Below are 18,139 nucleotides of genomic sequence, written 5' to 3' on the forward strand. Positions count from 1 at the left end.
GGAGAAAGGGGCGTTTATTGCCCAGACACGAATCGGGCGATTCTGACCACTTGGATATTGAAGGGAGGGCGTCTAGTGGTTAAGGCACTCAAGATTGAGATATTCCTGCTATGCATGATTGTTCTTATCGGGCTTGCCGTACGAAGCCGTCGCTCCCTGTTCTCGAGCACCCAGCAGCTTTTGTTTAGCATGCTGGGCTACACGTCTGCTGCCTACATTTTCTTCGATATGATCTGGACGCTTTCGGATGGTGCGGACGGCACGTTGGGCATTGCAGCCAACTGGATTTCCAACGCGGTTTCGTTTTCGCTCTTCGCCATCGCGTGTCTCATTTGGTTTATCTATTCCGAGACGATGCAAGGCTCTCACCTTGTGACCTCGCGCTATAGGGTGGTGCTTGTAACGTTGCCTACGGCTCTGGTGGTCGTGCTGGCTTTTACCAGTTACTGGACGCACGCCCTGTTCTATATCGATTCGCAGGGCGTGTATCGTCGCGGCTTTGCCTATATGATCCAGCCCATTGTCAGCTACTGTTACGTTATACATACGTCCCTGCATGCGTTTGTGCAATCTCGCAGGGTCGAGAGCCTGCAGACGAAGGCTGTCTATCGAACCTTGGCATTTTTCGCCATTCCGGCCCTGGTGGGCGGTACCTTTCAGATCGTATACTCGGTGCCTGGCCTTTGTGTCGGCATAATGATTAGCATGTTGCTGCTCTATATCATCTGCCAGGAGCAGCTCATCTCGACCGACCCGTTGACTGGCCTCAACAATCGCAACCGTTTTGAGACCTATATGCTGTCGCTCTTCTCAAATGTGGATCAGGCCGAAGATGTGTATCTGCTCATGATGGACGCCGACGGCTTTAAGCAGATTAACGATCAGTATGGACATGTGGAGGGCGACCATGCTCTTCAGGTTGTTTCCGCAGTACTCAAGGACGTCTGTTCGCCGTCCGGCGGCTTTATTGCGCGCTATGGCGGTGATGAGTTCGTCGTACTGCAGAAGGGGGTGACGGAGCACGACATTATCCGCCTGTGTTCGGCGATCAATAACGAGCTCTCGCGCGCCGAGACACCCTACTCGCTTCGAATGTCTATCGGCTACGCGCGCTACGGCGATGGGATCAACACGTGGCAAGAGCTTCTGCGCGCTGCCGATGCGGAGCTCTATCGCATCAAGGATGCCAAAAAGAAATCCGGCATCAAGGTTCGCTAGAAAAAGGGGCGCACGACCGTTGCGATGGTCGTGCGCCCCTTTTTGCGTTTGTGGGGGCCACCGGCCATAATGCCCAGGCGCGGTGCGGCAAGACGGGCGTCTGCAGCCGCGACTCGGTACGAAATCAACGAGAACCAGTGTGCTCCATTAAGCTAAAGTTTGCGAACATCCTCTCTAAAAAGGTGAACTCGCTAGGCTTTTTTGGGTTTGTTGACGATGATGATGCCGCCGCAGACCAACAGCAGGGCAACGATGACGGTAACGGGGCTCGTGCCAGCGCCCTCGCCGAGCAGCAGCGCGCTCAGCACCACACCAAAGACGGGGTTCATAAACCCAAAGACCGAGACGCGGCTGACGGGGTTGACGGCAAGCAGGCGCGACCACAGCGAGTACGCGACGGCGGAAATGAGTGCCATATAAATGATGAGCGCGATGGCGGGGGCGATTTCGGTGGGGGACAACGTGCCGCCCATCAAAAACCCGATGGCGGTAAGGACCACGCCACCGACTAAAAACTGCCACCCGGCAAGCAAGACGCCGTCGTGCTCGCGCGAGAAGATGCCGATCAGGCAGGTCGATAGGGCGCCTGCAACAGTGGAAGCCAAGATAAAGCCCTCGCCGTCGAGCGTAAAGCCAAAGGTGCCGTCCGCGCCCGAAAGGTTGACGAGCGCGACGCCGGCAAAGCCCAGCGCACAGCCAAGCACCTTGGCCGTATTGAGCTTCTCGGTGTGAAATGCCAGGGCGGCAAAGAGGATTGCGAGGAAGTTGGCGCTGGCCTCGATGATGGAGCTCGACATGGCGCTGGCGCGCGAGAGGCCCAGATAGAAAAAGAAGTACTGCCCGATAGTCTGGAAGAGCGACAAGACAAAGATGGGCTTGATGTCGCGCGCTTGCGGTATGAGGGGGCGGCGTTGGGCCGCGCTCATCCCAACGATAACCAGGGCGCCGGCAAGCGTAAAGCGTAAACCTGCAAAGAGCAGCTGCGAAGCGCTATCGTGCGCTGGGATGCTAAAGAGTGCGTAGCCGATCTTGATGCAGGGAAAGGCCGATCCCCAGAGTGCACAGCAAACAAGACAGCCCAGGATGAGTCCGGGCAGGGTGGCGAGATACGGCTTGCGGCTTTCCATGATGTCCTTCCTACATGCGCGAAGTAAAAAAGAACCCGCCACCGGATGTGTCGGTGGCGGGTGTTGTTACCCGAAGGGATTGTACCTGATGGGAAAGGTTTAAGCGAAGTAGGCCACGCCGCTCTCAAAGATCGGCATGAACTTATCGCCGGGGACATGCTCGGGCACGTTGCGGTACAGGTTGTCGCCGCGACGCTCGGCATGGCCCATCTTGCCCAGGACGCGGCCGTCGGGGCTCGTGATGCCCTCGATGGCGAGTGCGGAGCCGTTGGGGTTGACGGAGAGATCCATGCTGGGCTTGCCGTTCTCGCCCACGTACTGCGTGGCGACCTGGCCGTTGGCGATCAGCTGGGTGAGCACTTCGTCATTGGCGACAAAGCGGCCCTCGCCGTGGCTGATGGCGACGGTGTAGGGGTCGTCCAGGCTGCACTGCGACAGCCACGGGGACAGGTTGGACGAGATGCGGGTGCGCACCAGACGGCTCTGATGGCGACCGATGGTGTTGAACGTAAGCGTGGGCGCATCGGGCGTGGCGTCGACGATGTCGCCATAGGGCACCAGACCGAGCTTGACCAGGGCCTGGAAGCCGTTGCAGATGCCTAGCATCAGGCCGTCGCGGGCCTTGAGCAGGTCGCGAACTGCCTCGGTGACCTCGGGAGCGCGGAAGAACGCCGTGATGAACTTGGCAGAGCCGTCGGGCTCGTCGCCGCCCGAGAAGCCGCCGGGGATCATGACGATCTGGCTTGCACGGATGCGGCGGGCAAGCTCGTGGGTGCTCTCGGCGACGGCCTCGGGCGTGAGGTTGTTGATCACGAAGGTGTCGGCTTCGGCACCGGCTGCGCGGAAGGCACGTGCGCTGTCGTACTCACAGTTGTTGCCGGGGAACACGGGGATGATCACGCGCGGACGGGCGATCTTGGCGCCGCTGTACACGTGGATGTCCTTGGCACGGAAGTCGATGGTCTCGACCTCGGGGGTCTCGTCGGCGCTGCGGTAGGCAAAGACGCCCTCGATGCCGCTCTCCCAGGCCTCCTGGAGCTCGGAGAGCTCGATGACCTCGGAGCCGGTGTCGATGACATAGCCCTCGACGGTGGTGCCCAGGGGCTCGACGACAACGCCGTCGGCGACCTCGGGCAGCTCGGCATCCTCGGCGAGCTCGACGATAAAGCTGCCGTAGAGCGGGGTGAAGAGGCTCTCTACGTCTACATCATCGCCAAGCTCGATGCCGATCTGGTTACCGACGCACATCTTAAAGAGGCTCTCGGCGCCGCAGCCGTAGCCGGGCGTGGAGACGGCCAGGGCGTCGCCGGTGGCGGTGAGCGCCTCGACGGCGTCAAATGCGGCGAGAAGCTGCTGAGCATCGGGACGGTAGTCCTCGCCATAGGTGGCGGGGGCGATACGGACAACGCGGTGCGTCAGGCCCTTGAACTCGGGGGAGACGGCGCGCGCCGCGCGGCCCACGGCGACAGCGAAGCTGATCAGGGTCGGCGGAACGTTGAGCTCGCCGGCTTCGTCCTCAAACGAGCCGCTCATGGAATCCTTACCGCCGATGGCGCCGGCACCCAGGTCGACCTGGGCCATAAGGGCGCCCAGGACGGCTGCCATGGGCTTGCCCCAACGCTCGGCCTCGGTGCGCAGACGCTCGAAGTACTCTTGGAAGGAGAGGTAGGCGCGCTTGTGCTCAAAGCCGGCGGCAACGAGCTTGGCGATGGACTCGACCACGGACAGGTAGGCGCCCGCAAACTGGTCGGCCTCCATCAGGTAGGGGTTGAAGCCCCATGCCATAGCGCTCGCCGTGGTGGTCTCGCCGTCCACGGGGAACTTGGCGACCATGGCAGAGCTCGGAGTGAGCTGCGTCTTGCCACCAAAGGGCATGAGCACGGTCGCGGCACCGATGGTGGAGTCGAAGCGCTCGGAAAGGCCCTTGTTGGAGGCGACGTTAAGATCGGTGACAAGCGAGGTCATGCGCTCGCCGAGCGTGGTGCCGGCCCAGCTGGGCTGCCACACGCTACGGGCGCACACGTGGGCGACCTGGTGCTTGGGTGCGCCGTTGGAGTTGAGGAACTCGCGGGACAGGTCGACGATGGCGACGCCGTTCCAGGCCATGCGCATGCGCGGCTCGGCGGTAACCTCGGCGATAACGGTCGCCTCCAGGTTCTCCTCGGCGGCGTAGCCCATGAACTCCTCGACGTCACCGTCGGCGACGGCGCAGGCCATGCGCTCCTGGGACTCAGAGATAGCGAGCTCGGTGCCGTCCAGGCCGTCGTACTTCTTGGTCACGGTGTCCAGGTCGACATACAGGCCGTCGGCAAGCTCGCCCACGGCGACCGAGACGCCGCCGGCGCCAAAGTCGTTGCAGCGCTTGATCAGGCGGCAGGCGTCGCCGCGGCGGAAGAGGCGCTGCAGCTTGCGCTCGACCGGGGCGTTGCCCTTCTGGACCTCGGCGCCCGAGGTCTCGATGGACTCGGTGTTCTGGGTCTTGGAGGAGCCGGTGGCACCGCCGATGCCGTCACGGCCGGTGCGGCCGCCCAGCAGGATGATCTTGTCGGTGGGGGCGGGGCACTCGCGGCGCACGTGGTTTGCCGGGGTAGCGCCCACGACGGCGCCGACCTCCATGCGCTTGGCCACGTAGCCGGGGTGATAGAGCTCGTTGACCTGACCGGTGGCAAGGCCGATCTGGTTACCGTAGCTGGAGTAGCCGGCGGCGGCAGTAGTCACGAGCTTGCGCTGCGGCAGCTTGCCCTCGAGCGTCTCGGAAACCGGGACGGTGGGGTCGCCGGCGCCGGTGACGCGCATGGCCTGGTACACATAGCTGCGGCCCGAGAGCGGGTCACGGATAGCGCCGCCCACGCAGGTGGCGGCACCGCCGAAGGGCTCGATCTCGGTCGGGTGGTTGTGGGTCTCGTTCTTAAAGAGGAATAGCCAGTCCTGGTCCTCGCCATCGACATCGACCTTCACCTTGACGGTGCAGGCGTTGATCTCCTCGGACTCATCGACATCGGTCATGACGCCGGTCTTCTTAAGGTACTTGGCGCCGATGGTGCCCATGTCCATGAGGCAGACGGGCTTGGCGTCGCGACCGAGCTCATGGCGCATCTCCATGTAGCGGTCGAAGGCCTGCTGCACCACGGCGTCGTCGATCGTCACGTCGTCCAGGACGGTGCCGAAAGTGGTGTGGCGGCAGTGGTCGGACCAATAGGTGTCGATTACGCGGATCTCGGTGATGGTGGGGTCGCGGTCCTCATCGCGGAAGTACTGCTGGCAGAAGGCGATGTCTGCCTCGTCCATGGCAAGGCCGCGATCGGCGATAAAGGCGGCAAGGCCGGCCTCGTCGAGCTCGCGGAAGCCGTCGAGCACCTCGACGGGCTGGGGCTCGGGGGTCTCCATGTACAGCGTCTCGGGCAGGTCGAGCGAGGCGATGCGAGCCTCGACGGGGTTCACCACGTAGTGCTTGATGGCATCGATGGCGGCCTCGTCCAGAGCGCCCGAGATCATATAGACCTTGGCGGAGCGCACGGCGGGGCGCTCACCCTGGCTGATGAGCTGCACGCACTCGCTGGCGGAGTCGGCGCGCTGGTCAAACTGGCCAGGCAGGAACTCGACGGCAAAGACGGCGCCATCGCTTGCGGGGAGTTCGTCGTAGGTCACATCGACCTGGGGCTCGCTAAAGACGGTCGGCACGCAGGAGCGGAAAAGCTCCTCGTCGATGCCCTCGACGTCGTAGCGGTTGATGATCCTCAGGGCCTCGATGCCCTTGATGCCGAGAATTTCGGTCAGCTCGCCCTTGAGCTGCTGAGCCTCGACGTCGAACCCGGGTTTCTTCTCCACGTAGATACGAGAGACCATTGGTTCCTGCCTTCCTGATCGGTTGGGCGTACGGTACGGTATGCGGCAGCGGTCGGTTTGCGGGGTCTGCCCTGCGGTCGCCTTGAGCCACATGTTTGTAAACCTCACTATGATACGACAGCTCGCGGCGCGTTGAGGACGGCGAGGGTGCTACAGTGAAGCGCAAACAAGAGAAAGGCATCACATGGCATTCGTTTCGCTCGCCATCATCGCACTCGTGGCCTTTGCGAGTCCCTTCATCGCCTCGGCGATTCCCGGAAAACCTGTTCCCGAGACGGTCTTTTTGCTCGTGCTCGGCGCGGTGCTGGGACCCCATATGCTCGGCGTCATCCATGTAGATGCTGAGGTCTCGCTTGTGTCCGAGCTGGGCCTGGCCTTTTTGTTCCTGCTTGCCGGCTTTGAGATCGACCCCAAGAGCATCACGGGCGTCGAGGGGCGCTACGGCTTGGCGACGTGGGCCGTCACGTTTGGTATCGCCTGGCTTGCCGTGCGCTTTACCCCGTGGTTCTCGGTAAGTCATTTCGACGGTATCGCCGTGACGCTTGCCCTCACTTCGACGGCGCTCGGTACGCTCGTGCCCATCATGCGTGAGCGCTCGCTCACCGGCACGCGCGTGGGCGACTCGATTCTCGCGTATGGCACCTGGGGTGAGCTCGGCCCTGTGCTTGCCATGTCGGTGCTGCTGTCTGCCCGCACCGGCATCCAAACGCTTGTAATCCTTGGCTTGTTTGCGGTGGTCTGCGTGTTGCTGGCCGTGGTCCCGAGCCGCTCCAAGCGCGTCGGCAGCCGCTTCTTTGCGTTTGTCGAGGAACGCGCCGATACCACGTCGCAGACCTTCGTGCGCCTGACGGTGCTCATCCTGGTCACGCTCGTGGCGTTCTCGGCCGTCTTTGATCTCGACATCGTGTTGGGTTCTTTTGCCGCTGGCTTTGTCTTGCGCTACATCATCCCCGAGGGCAACCATACGCTCGAGACCAAGCTCGACGGCCTGGCCTACGGTTTTTTGATTCCGGTGTTCTTTACCGTATCGGGCGCAAAGATCGATCTGACGGCCGTGGCGTCGCGCCCGGGTCTGCTCGTGGGCTTTATCGTGGCGTTGCTGATTATTCGTGCCGTGCCCATTCTTATTTCTATGAGCATTTGTCCTGCGACGCGTGATGTGTCGGCGTATGGTCGCATTACCGTGGCCCTGTACTGCACCACGGCCCTGCCGATCATCGTTGCCGTGACAAGCGTTGCCGTCAACGCGGGCGCGCTGTCGCAAGATATTGCGTCGGTCATGGTTGCTGCCGGTGCCATCACGGTGTTCTTGATGCCGTTGCTCGCGCAGCTCTTCTACCGCGTGGTCGACGCCGCGCCGGTCGCCGCCGTGGCAGAAGTTGCCGAGCATCCATCCGATGCGCTCGACATCCTGCGCGCCCATCACGATTTGGCGAGCCTGCTCGCACGTGAGCACGAGCTGCTGACTTCGCATGGCCATGGTCGCGTATTCGAGGGCTTGCCTACGCTCGATACGATTGCCGAGCGTCTTTCCGCCGAGGCGGCGAGCGGCCACATCGATGCCCGCATCGTGGACGCGGCGCATCTTCTTGCCGATAAGACCTATGGTGATGAGGTCGACCCGTCCGAGCTGACCCCGCGCGAGCGTCGCCGCCTGGAGCGCGCCAAGCTCGCCGTGCGCGAATACCGCCGCCGCATGCTGGAGCTCTATGCAAGAGAAGAAGCCGAGGACGACGACGGCAAGTAGCCGACACCGCCGCGGAAAATGCATCCCGGAATTGGCGTCCAGAGTGGGATGCGCTTTCCGCGAGAAGCCCGTTGCGGAAAGCGTGTCCCAGAATGCGCGCCCAGAATGGGACATAGTTTCCGAAAGAAGGCCCTGAGGGAAGCTTCGCCCCGTTCTGAGCTGAAATACCGGGACGCAGCTTCCCCTGCAAGCAGAACAAGGCGCGCTGCCTGCGGTTGATGCAGACAGCGCGCCTTTTGCGTTGGGCCTCATTGAGGTTCGAAGTAGTGGACTAGTTGGCCATGACGCCTTCGGTCCAGGCCTCAACGTCCTCGATGCGCAGGACGTTGGCGACCTCGGCTACACAGTCGACGCTGGCAAGCTCGGCGGTGGCAGCCTGGACGTCCTTCTCGAGCGCGCGGTGCGTCAGGAAGATGACCGAGCAAGTATCGCTGGCGCCCGACTTGCCGTCCTCGACCTGGTTGATGAGCGAGATCGAGATGTTGTGCTTGGCAAAGATGTCGACCGTCTCGGACAGGGCACCCACGCGGTCGGCGACCTTCAGGCGCACATAGTACTTGGTCTGGAGCTCGTCCATGGGCTTAAAGGCGAGGTTGTGACCATAGGGCTCAATCTCGGGCAGCGGAGCCACGCCGCGGCTGATCTGCTCGGAGAGCGACAGGATATCGCCCACGACGGCGCTCGCGGTGGGGAAGGAGCCTGCGCCGGCACCGTAGAACATGGTTTCGCCCACGGCGTCACCCACCACGTAGACGGCGTTCATGGCGCCGTTGACCTTGGCGAGCATATGGTCTGCCGGGATGAGCGTGGGATGCACGCGGACGTCGACGCCGGCGTCGGTGTTGCGTGCGATCCCCAGCAGCTTGATGGTGTAGCCGAGCTCGCGGGCCTGGGCAATGTCCTCGGCGCCGATGGTACGGATACCCTGCTGGTAGACATCGTCGGTGGTCACGCGGGTGCCAAAGCCGATGGAAGCGAGGATTGCCGTCTTGCTGGCGGCGTCGAAGCCGTCGACGTCGGCGGACGGGTCGGCCTCGGCATAGCCCTTTGCCTGGGCGTCGGCGAGCACGTCAGCGTAATCGGCGCCCTCGGCGTCCATGCGCGACAGGATGTAGTTGGTGGTGCCGTTGAGAATGCCAGCGATGGTCAGGATCTTGTTGCCCACCAGGTCGTGCTCGAGCGTGCTGACAATGGGAATGCCACCGCCGCAGCTGGCCTCGCACTTAATCTGCACGCCGCACGCGCGCGCCTTCTCGGCGAGCGTCTCGACATGACGGCCCAGCAGGGCCTTGTTGGCAGAGACGACATGCTTGCCGTTCTCGAAGGCAGTGGTGAAGATCTCGGTTGCGGGGTGCTCGCCGCCGATGAGCTCGACGACGATGTCGACGGCGGGGTCGGTGACGACATCGTGCCAGTCGCTCGTAAAGGCCTCGCGCTCAATACCGGCGGCTTCGGCCTGCTCCCAGGCAAGCGCGCAGGCGCGGGCCAGCTTAAGGTCGATGCCGTAGGCGGCCAGGTACTCATCGTGGTGGCTCTTGATCAGACGGGCCACGCCGCCGCCGACGGTTCCCAGACCGATGAGGCCGACGTTCACGGTGCGCAGGGGTTCGCTCATAGATAGCTCCTTCGTGCATCTTATGGATGGATTAACCGCTTAAAGGTTGAGTGCATTCTAGCGTGAACCGAGGGCGCGTGCTCGCTAGGCAACAGGAGTCGCACAAAACGGCACCCTCGAAACGCTGCGGAAACATTGGAAACATGCTCGCTACAAACGAACTTCCGTAACAAACTGTCAACGTTTGCACCATAAGGTTTGCCCTGTGCGACTGGGGCATGCAGGCGCTCGTCGGCCCCGTCACGACCGGTGCTGCCGTCGCCGTCTCGGGTGAGATCGCCGACGATATGCTCATGACCCCGTTCTCCGCCGACGACGAGAAGAATACCGACTTCGTCAAGGCCTATAAGGATGCCTACGACGAGACGCCTAACCAGTTTGCCGCCGACGCCTACGATTGCGTCCACGCCATCGCCGAGGCCATCGACAAGGCGGGCATCGATATTACGGCCGATGGTGCCGACATCGCCGGCGACCTTGCCAAGGCCATGCGCAAGATCAAGATCGAGGGCCTGACAGGCGAGCTCACGTGGAACGACGAGGGCCAGGTCGAAAAGTCCGCTACGGCCTATGTGATTCAGGACGGCAAGTACATCGCCGCCTGAGTGCATATAACGCGACCGGTGGGGCCGTTTTATTCAGGGCAAGGATGCTTGTAACAGAACGGAAACATTACTTTCACACAATAAAGTGGCTAAACTGTATAAACCGATAGAAATACGCATATTCATGGATAAATGAACAAATCCAAAGAAAAGTCGAAATAATCGCCACTTTTCTCAACTAAAGCGTCTACTATTTTGCGAACGCCGAACACGGCGAAGGATGGCCTGTCGGGTAACCGAAACCCGACGAGATTTGAGAGGAGAGCCGCATGTCGAGCCTCACCGGTAAGTCATTGAACCCTGTTATGAATCGCAGGAGCGTTATCGCGAGCGCAGCAGGTCTGGGGGCGATGTCCATTCTAGCTGGCTGCTCCTCCAACGGCGGCGATAGCGGTTCCGCGTCGGGCGACGCTTCGTTTAAGATCGGTACCATCGGCCCGCTGACCGGCGCCAACGCGTCCTACGGCAAGTCCGTTACCCAGGGTGTCGAGCTTGGCTGCAAGGATTTCTCGACCAAGGAGCTGCCGCTTGCCAACAAGGCCGAGGATGACCAGGCCGATGGCGAGAAGGCCGTCAACGCCTTCAACACCCTGCTCGACTGGGGCATGCAGGCCCTCGTCGGCCCGACCACCACGGGTGCGTCGGTTGCCGTTGCCGCAGAGTGTGGTAACGACCCCAAGACGTTCATGATCACCCCGTCCGCGTCCTCCGAGGACGTTACCGACGGCAAGGATTGCGTCTTCCAGGTTTGCTTCACCGACCCCAACCAGGGTGTCAACGCTGCCAAGTTCCTGGCGCAGAAGTATGCGGACGAGAAGTTCGTGCTGTTCTATAACTCCGGCGACGCCTATTCTTCGGGCATCGCAGATTCCTTTAAGGCCCAGGCCGCTGAGTCCAAGCTCGAGATTGTTGACGAGGAGACCTTTAAGGACGACTCCGCCACGAGCTTTACCAACCAGCTGACCAAGGCCAAGCAGGCCGGCGCCACCATGATCTTTGCGCCGATCTACTACACGCCGGCGTCCGTCCTGCTCAAGAACGCCAAGGACATGGGCTACGACGTCAAGATGATGGGCTGCGATGGCATGGACGGCATCCTGGGCGTTGAGGGCTTCGATACCTCTCTTGCCGAGGGTCTGCTGCTCATGACTCCGTTCTCCGCCGACGACGAGAAGAACGCCGACTTCGTCAACGCTTACAAGGATAAGTACGGCGATACCCCCGACCAGTTTGCCGCCGACGCCTACGACGGCGTGCACGCGGTGGCCGAGGCCGTCAAGGAGGCCGGTCTTGGTGTCGACGCCGACCCGACCGAGGTCGCCGAGAAGCTGTCCAAGGCTATGCTCAAGATTACCGTTGATGGTCTGACCGGCAAGCTCACCTGGAACGATAAGGGCCAGGTCCAGAAGGAGCCCACGGCGTACGTCATCACCGACGGCAAGTACGTACAGGCCTAATTGGCCGCCTTACATAGAGCGGTTTTGATCCCAAGCAGGGGAGGTTTTGGCCTTCCCTGCTTGCTTGGTATCTAGGGACAGTGTAACGTCCCTGTTTCATACATCAACTGGAAACCTATTCGAAAGGGGGATGTGGAACATGACGGTCTTTATCCAATACCTGGTCAACGGCCTGTCCATGGGCAGCGTCTACGCCATCATCGCGTTGGGCTACACCATGGTCTACGGTATCGCCAAGATGCTCAACTTCGCTCACGGCGATGTCATCATGGTCGGTGCCTATGTCTCGTTCTGCGCCACGTCGTATCTCGGCCTCCCGGGCTGGGCATCTGTAGTTCTCTCTTGTGTGGTCTGCACGGTTCTCGGTGTTCTCATTGAGGGTCTGGCCTATAAGCCGCTGCGCCAAGCAGGCCCGCTGGCCGTTCTGATCACGGCCATCGGCGTGTCTTACTTCCTGCAGAACGCCGCGCAGCTTCTGTGGGGCGCCACGCCCAAGAACTTCACTTCGCTCGTCACCTTCCCGGTGCCGGAGTTCTTGGCCAAGTTTAACGTAAGCGCCGTCTCGCTCGTCACTATCGTCGCCTGCCTGGTTATCATGGCCGGCCTGATGTTCTTTACAGGTAAGACCAAGATGGGCAAGGCCATGCGCGCTGTGTCCGAGGACAAGGCCGCCGCTCAGCTCATGGGCATCAACGTCAACCGCACCATCTCGATGACGTTCGCCATCGGCTCCGCCCTTGCCGCCATCGCCGGCGTGCTCCTGTGCTCCTACTCGCCGGTGTTGCAGCCCACCACGGGCGCCATGCCTGGCATCAAGGCCTTCGACGCTGCCGTTTTCGGCGGCATCGGCTCCATCCCCGGTGCCTTTGTCGGCGGTATTCTCATCGGCATCATCGAGGCGATGGCGCAGGCTTACATTTCCACGAGCCTTGCCAACTCCATCGTCTTTGGTGTTTTGATCATCGTCCTGCTCGTCAAGCCTGCCGGCCTCTTGGGCAAGTACGTCCCCGAGAAGGTGTAGGTGAGCGTTATGAAGTTTCTTAAAGACAAGCAGACGCGTCACGACTTTGTCACGTACGCCATGTGCGTTGTGGCGTTCGCCATCGTGTTCTTTATGCAGTCCAACCACATGATCCCGCGCATGATCGCCGGTCAGCTGGTTCCCATCACGGCCTATATCGTCATGGCCATCTCCCTTAACCTCGTCGTCGGCATCGCGGGCGACTTGTCGCTGGGCCACGCGGGCTTTATGAGCGTCGGTGCCTATACGGGCATCGTCACTGCCGTCGCGCTGGAGAGCACCGTTCCGTCCGATCCGATGCGTCTGATCATCAGCATTGTGGTCGGCGCTATCGCCGCTGGCATCTTGGGCTTCTTGATCGGCATCCCGGTCCTGCGCCTGAGCGGCGACTATCTGGCCATCGTGACCCTGGCTTTTGGCGAGATCATCAAAGAGGTCGTCACCTGCCTCATTGTGGGCGTCGATTCCCGCGGCCTGCATGTGATCTTTAACATCACGGGTAACTCCACGATCGACGACCTGCACCTGCTCGAGGACGGCACCGCCATCATCAAGGGCGCGCAGGGCGCATCGGGCGTGTCGACCTATTCGACCTTCCTTGCCGGCGCAATCCTGGTTATGGTCGCGCTCGTGATTGTGCTCAACCTGGTTCGCAGCCGTACCGGTCGTGCCATTATTGCCGTGCGCGACAACAAGATCGCTGCCGAGTCTGTGGGCATCTCCGTCACCCAGTACCGCATGATCGCCTTCGTGGTTTCCGCTGCCCTCGCCGGCGCTGCCGGAGCCCTGTTCGGCGGTAACTTCTCGCAGCTTTCCGCCACTAAGTTCGACTTCAATACGTCCATCCTCATTCTGGTGTTCGTGGTCCTCGGCGGCCTGGGCAATATGCGCGGCTCCGTTATCGCCGCGGCGCTGCTCACGGTGCTCCCCGAGCTGCTCCGTCAGTTCTCGGATTACCGCATGCTCATCTACGCCATCGTGTTGATTCTGGTCATGGTCTTTACTAACAACCCACAGCTCAAGGCGTTCTTCGCACGCATTAAGGACCGCTTTGCTTCCAAGAAGGAGGTGGCAGCCGATGCCCAGTAAATTTGAGTTCAAGAAGGGCAAGATGGTCCCGTATCCTTCTGGCGCCATCGTTCCCGATCGTGACCTGGGCGAGCGCCCTGCACTCGAGTGCATCCACCTGGGCATTGAGTTCGGTGGCCTTAAGGCAGTCGACGACTTTAGCCTGACTATCGGCAAGACCGAGATCGCCGGTCTGATCGGTCCCAACGGCGCCGGCAAGACCACGGTCTTCAACCTGCTCACCAAGGTGTACCAGCCCACGCATGGCACCATCCTGCTCGACGGCGAGGACACCTCGGGCAAGTCGGTCTACCAGGTCAACCGCATGGGTATTGCCCGTACCTTCCAGAACATTCGCCTATTCAACACCATGACGGTGGAGGATAACGTCAAGGTCGGCCTGCATAACCAGGAGCGTTACTCCGGCTTTGAGGGCGTGCTGCGCCTGCCGACGTATTGGAAGCACGAGAAGGCTGCTCACGAGCGCGCCATGGAGCTGCTGTCCATCTTTGATATGGAGCATCTGGCAAACGAGCAGGCCGGATCGCTGCCTTACGGCGCACAGCGTCGTCTGGAGATCGTCCGCGCGCTTGCCACCAACCCCAAGCTGCTGCTGCTCGATGAGCCTGCCGCCGGCATGAACCCGTCCGAGACCGCGGAGCTTATGGAGAACATCGTCAAGATTCGTGACACCTTCGGCATCGCCATCATGCTTATCGAGCATGATATGTCGCTCGTTATGAACATCTGCGAGGGCATCTGCGTGCTCAACTTTGGCAAGGTCATTGCCAAGGGTACGGCCGAGGAGATCCAGAACAACGACGCCGTTATCGAGGCATATCTGGGCAAGCAGGATAAGGGGGAGAACTAAATGGCAGAGCCGATGCTTTCCGTCTACAACATCAACGTCTGGTACGGCGCCATCCACGCCATCAAGGACATCTCCTTTAACGTCAACGAGGGCGAGATCGTGGCCTTGATTGGTGCCAACGGCGCCGGCAAGTCCACGACGCTTAAGACCGTCTCGGGCCTGCTGCGTTCCAAGACCGGCTCCATCAAGTTTATGGGCGAGGACATTACCCATACGCCTGCCGACAAGCTGGTGGGCAAGGGCCTGGCTCAGGTTCCCGAGGGCCGTCGCGCCTTTTTGCAGATGACGGTCGAGGAGAACCTGGAAATGGGTGCCTATACGCAGCCCAAGTCCACGGTGGCTCCGGGCCTCGAGCGCGTCTACGAGCAGTTCCCGCGCCTAAAGGAGCGCCGTCGCCAGGTCGCCGGCACCCTTTCGGGCGGCGAGCAGCAGATGCTCGTTATGGGCCGCGCCCTTATGAGCAACCCTAAGCTGCTCATGCTCGATGAGCCCTCCATGGGTCTGGCGCCGATTCTGATTGAGCAGATCTTCCAGATCGTCGAGGACCTGCACAAGGCCGGCACCACGGTGCTTCTGGTCGAGCAGAACGCGCAGATGGCACTTTCCATCGCTACACGCGGCTATGTACTCGAGACCGGCAAGATCACCATGACCGGCACCGGTCAAGAGCTGCTGCACGACGATAACGTCCGCAAGGCCTATCTGGGCGGTTAATCCATTCAACAAAGGGGGCGCTGACCAACCCGGTCAGCGCCCCCTTTTAAGTTGCGGTGAAATAGGGACTAAATGGGGGCGCTAGACGCCAAAACAGTCCCTATTCCACCGCAACTTCATGGGGATGTGTGACAATGCCCGTCGGAAAACATCTGCTGTCTTTGGGGGCCTATCTATGCTGTACGAGTTTTGTGCCGAGAACTTTGAGCGGGTGCCGGCGGCTATCGAGGCCGGTGCGGGGCGCATCGAGCTGTGCGATAACCTTGCCGTCGGTGGTACCACGCCCTCGGCCGGCGTTATCAGCGCTACGACCAACTATGCCCACGAACACGATGCACGGGTGATGTGCATGATCCGTCCGCGTGGCGGCGACTTTCACTACAACCAGGATGAGCTGCGCATGATGGAGATGGACCTGGGCCTTGCTGTGAGTGCCGGCGTTGACGGCCTGGTCTTTGGCTGCTGCAAGCCCTGTGCCGGCGGCTGGGCGCTCGACGAGCTCACCCTCGGCGCCTTCGTTATGGCTACGGGCTGCGCGACCGAGGAGTGCAAGCGCGAGCCCCTTGACATCACCTTCCACATGGCATTTGACCAGCTCTCGCCCGAGGCTCAGCTCGATGCGATTGATACACTTGCCGATTGCGGCGTTACGCGCATTCTGACGCACGGTGGTGCTGCCGGTACGTCGATCGAGGACAACTTCGAAAACCTGGCCCGCTTGATTGAGTACGCGGGCGATCGTTTGACCATCCTTCCAGGCGGCGGCATTACCACGGCAAATCGCGACGCGGTCGCGGCGGCGCTAGGCGTCTCCGAGCTCCATGGAACCAAGATCGTGCCGCTGGAGGCGTAGTCCGTGGCGCTGGTATTTGACGTTCAGCAGGCGAACGGCAAGCCCGACGATAACCGTCGCCCTGGCACCGCGTGCCCCTTTTGCGACACGGAGGGGCTCGCCAACATCATCCAGCGCGATGGTGACTGCATCTGGCTCGAGAATAAGTTCAAGACCTTGCGGGCCACCCGTCAGACCGTATTGATCGAGTCGGCCAATCACGACGCCGACCTGGTGACCTATGAACCGGATGAGCTGCATCATGTGATGCGGTTTGCCCTGGGCTGTTGGCAGCAGATGATCGATTCCCAACAGTACCGCAGTGTGCTCATGTACAAGAACAAAGGCCCGCTTTCGGGCGGCAGCCTCGTCCATCCACACATGCAGATTGTGGGCTTGGAACAGGAGGACGGCTATGCGGCGTTGACCTCAGCCAACTTTGAAGGCATCAATGTCTGGCAACAGGGGAGAATCTCGGTCAACATCTCAACCGAGCCAATCATGGGATTCTTCGAGGTCAACGTCTCGGCTCCGCAGGGAATCGCCGCCAGCGATGACACGAGAGACCAAGCCGAGACGGACCTCTTCGCCGATGCGATTCAGGTGGCCCTGCGCTATATCCTGAACGAGCACCATGGTGGTCGCGCAGAGTCGTACAACTTGTTTTTCTATCACTTGGGCGGTCGGACCATTGCCAAGGCGCTTCCACGTTGGGTGGTTTCGCCCTACTTTGTGGGCTATCGTTTGGCCCAGGTCAATGCCGAGACGACGCTCGATATCGATGCTGAGCGCCTGCGCGCACGCCTGGAGGCGCTTGCATAGCCAAGGGCTCGGCCTCGCGCCTGTGGCTGGCTATTTCGCCATTACGCTGCGGCCGGCTTCGACGCGCTTGCGCTGGGCGGCGCGCTCCTCGCCGGTCAGACGCTCAAAGAGATGCCCGATAAGCGAGGCGAGTACCTGCTGAAACAGCGTTCCGCACATGACGGGAAACACGACTTCGCCCGGAAAGTACTGCGTGGCGATGACGGCGCCCGAAGAGATGTTACGCATGCCGCAGGTAAAGCACATGGTGGTCGTCTCGCTATATGGCAGATGCAGCGTATGGGCGACCAGAAAACCGACGACAAAGCCACTGATGGCGAAGACCAAAATAAAGAGGGCGACTTCCAAGCGCACCGCGTTCATGTGCAGCACGTACTCGCTCATGGCGGTGGAGTTGGAGGCGATAACGCCCATCATCATGAATTTGCAGGCGGGCGAGAGCACGGGGGAGAGTTTTTCGTGCCCCCATCCGCGCGTGAGCTCGTTGATCACGATGCCGAGCACGGCGGGGATGGCGATCATAAAGGCCATGTCTTGCATCATGCTCGGCACATCGATCGAGACGGTGGCGCCCAGCAGGAGCTTGAGCGTGAGCGGAATCGTCATAGGGGAGATAACCGAGGACGTCAGGATGATGGTGAGCGCGAGCGGGCCGTTGCCGCCGAACATGCTAATCCACATAAAGGCAGTGACCGCCACGGGTACGCTGTACTCGAGCACGATGCCGCAGACAAGGTTGGGATTGGAGCCAAAGAATAACGATCCCATGGCATAGGCCGCGATGGGAATAAGCGCCGCCGAGACGAGCAGTGCCAAAATCAGGTGCAGGGGACGGCGGAACACCTCGGCTACCTGGTGGAAGGTGTTGCTGAGCGCACCCTGAAACGTCATAAAGGCGAAGAGGGCGGGAACAATGGGCTTGAGCACGCCAATCTGCTGGGGAAAGAGCACGCCGAGCGCCACGCAAATCGGAACGATGGCCTGCATATGCCCCGCGAGGAACTTTCCCAGTCCAGTCCATTGCTTCATATGTCCCGTGACTCCCTTTATCCGCGAACTCGTTTGTATGGATATGCTAGACGCTCGTATGCGTCCGTGCGGCTGAAACGCTCGATTATTTCGAGGCTATTACCGGCATCGTTTACCGAAACCGCGGCGTGCTGCGGCGATTTGCGTCCGCGCCGCACGGTATAATA

General features: G+C 61.1%; 14 protein-coding genes. 10 read left to right on the plus strand and 4 right to left on the minus strand.

Annotated elements, in window-relative coordinates:
* The first annotated feature begins 75 nt into the window (after positions 1-75).
* A complete protein-coding gene (locus tag AB5758_RS05825) occupies positions 76-1,218 on the plus strand; it encodes a GGDEF domain-containing protein (RefSeq protein ID WP_225093341.1) in 1,143 nt (380 codons plus the stop codon).
* A gap of 191 nt (positions 1,219-1,409) precedes the next feature.
* Here AB5758_RS05825 and AB5758_RS05830 read toward each other — a convergent pair whose 3' ends face one another.
* Positions 1,410-2,345, minus strand: a complete 936-nt coding sequence (locus AB5758_RS05830; RefSeq protein ID WP_271747521.1) for a DMT family transporter — start codon at positions 2,343-2,345, stop codon at positions 1,410-1,412.
* A gap of 99 nt (positions 2,346-2,444) precedes the next feature.
* On the minus strand, positions 2,445-6,191 hold the full coding sequence (locus AB5758_RS05835) for a phosphoribosylformylglycinamidine synthase (RefSeq protein WP_368141092.1): 3,747 nt from the start codon (positions 6,189-6,191) through the stop codon (positions 2,445-2,447).
* A 184-nt stretch (positions 6,192-6,375) separates the two neighbouring features.
* On the opposite strand from AB5758_RS05835, the gene AB5758_RS05840 reads away from it, so the two are divergent.
* Positions 6,376-7,938 (plus strand): cation:proton antiporter domain-containing protein, encoded by a 1,563-nt coding sequence (locus tag AB5758_RS05840; protein ID WP_196026051.1) that lies wholly within the window; start codon positions 6,376-6,378, stop codon positions 7,936-7,938.
* Positions 7,939-8,209: 271 nt separating this feature from the next.
* Here AB5758_RS05840 and AB5758_RS05845 read toward each other — a convergent pair whose 3' ends face one another.
* Positions 8,210-9,553, minus strand: a complete 1,344-nt coding sequence (locus tag AB5758_RS05845; RefSeq protein WP_368141093.1) for a homoserine dehydrogenase — start codon at positions 9,551-9,553, stop codon at positions 8,210-8,212.
* A gap of 218 nt (positions 9,554-9,771) precedes the next feature.
* Here AB5758_RS05845 and AB5758_RS05850 point away from each other — a divergent pair, with 218 nt between their 5' ends.
* The 8 genes from AB5758_RS05850 to AB5758_RS05885 all read left to right on the plus strand — a co-directional run bounded on the left by AB5758_RS05850 (position 9,772) and on the right by AB5758_RS05885 (position 16,943).
* Positions 9,772-10,158, plus strand: coding sequence for an ABC transporter substrate-binding protein (locus AB5758_RS05850; protein ID WP_368141094.1), 387 nt, complete (start codon positions 9,772-9,774; stop codon positions 10,156-10,158).
* A 269-nt stretch (positions 10,159-10,427) separates the two neighbouring features.
* Positions 10,428-11,615, plus strand: coding sequence for an ABC transporter substrate-binding protein (locus AB5758_RS05855; RefSeq protein WP_368141095.1), 1,188 nt, complete (start codon positions 10,428-10,430; stop codon positions 11,613-11,615).
* A 139-nt stretch (positions 11,616-11,754) separates the two neighbouring features.
* A complete protein-coding gene (locus AB5758_RS05860) occupies positions 11,755-12,636 on the plus strand; it encodes a branched-chain amino acid ABC transporter permease (protein WP_040358647.1) in 882 nt (293 codons plus the stop codon).
* 9 nt (positions 12,637-12,645) lie between these two features.
* Entirely contained in the window at positions 12,646-13,725 is a 1,080-nt protein-coding gene (locus tag AB5758_RS05865; protein ID WP_349074593.1) for a branched-chain amino acid ABC transporter permease, read from the plus strand.
* A complete protein-coding gene (locus tag AB5758_RS05870) occupies positions 13,715-14,575 on the plus strand; it encodes an ABC transporter ATP-binding protein (RefSeq protein ID WP_055310550.1) in 861 nt (286 codons plus the stop codon). The genes AB5758_RS05865 and AB5758_RS05870 overlap by 11 nt, the downstream gene beginning before the upstream one ends.
* Entirely contained in the window at positions 14,576-15,289 is a 714-nt protein-coding gene (locus tag AB5758_RS05875; RefSeq protein ID WP_006234438.1) for an ABC transporter ATP-binding protein, read from the plus strand.
* A gap of 175 nt (positions 15,290-15,464) precedes the next feature.
* Positions 15,465-16,142, plus strand: coding sequence for a copper homeostasis protein CutC (locus tag AB5758_RS05880; protein WP_349074597.1), 678 nt, complete (start codon positions 15,465-15,467; stop codon positions 16,140-16,142).
* Between the two features lie 3 nt (positions 16,143-16,145).
* The gene (locus AB5758_RS05885; protein ID WP_368141096.1) at positions 16,146-16,943 is read left to right on the plus strand and encodes a DUF4931 domain-containing protein; all 798 of its coding nucleotides are present in this window, start codon (positions 16,146-16,148) and stop codon (positions 16,941-16,943) included.
* A gap of 30 nt (positions 16,944-16,973) precedes the next feature.
* Here AB5758_RS05885 and AB5758_RS05890 read toward each other — a convergent pair whose 3' ends face one another.
* Entirely contained in the window at positions 16,974-17,972 is a 999-nt protein-coding gene (locus tag AB5758_RS05890) for a bile acid:sodium symporter family protein (RefSeq protein WP_368141097.1), read from the minus strand.
* Between the last annotated feature and the right edge of the window lie 167 nt (positions 17,973-18,139).

Origin of the sequence: Collinsella aerofaciens (assembly GCF_040926405.1) — a bacterium.
Taxonomy (GTDB): Bacteria; Actinomycetota; Coriobacteriia; order Coriobacteriales; family Coriobacteriaceae; genus Collinsella.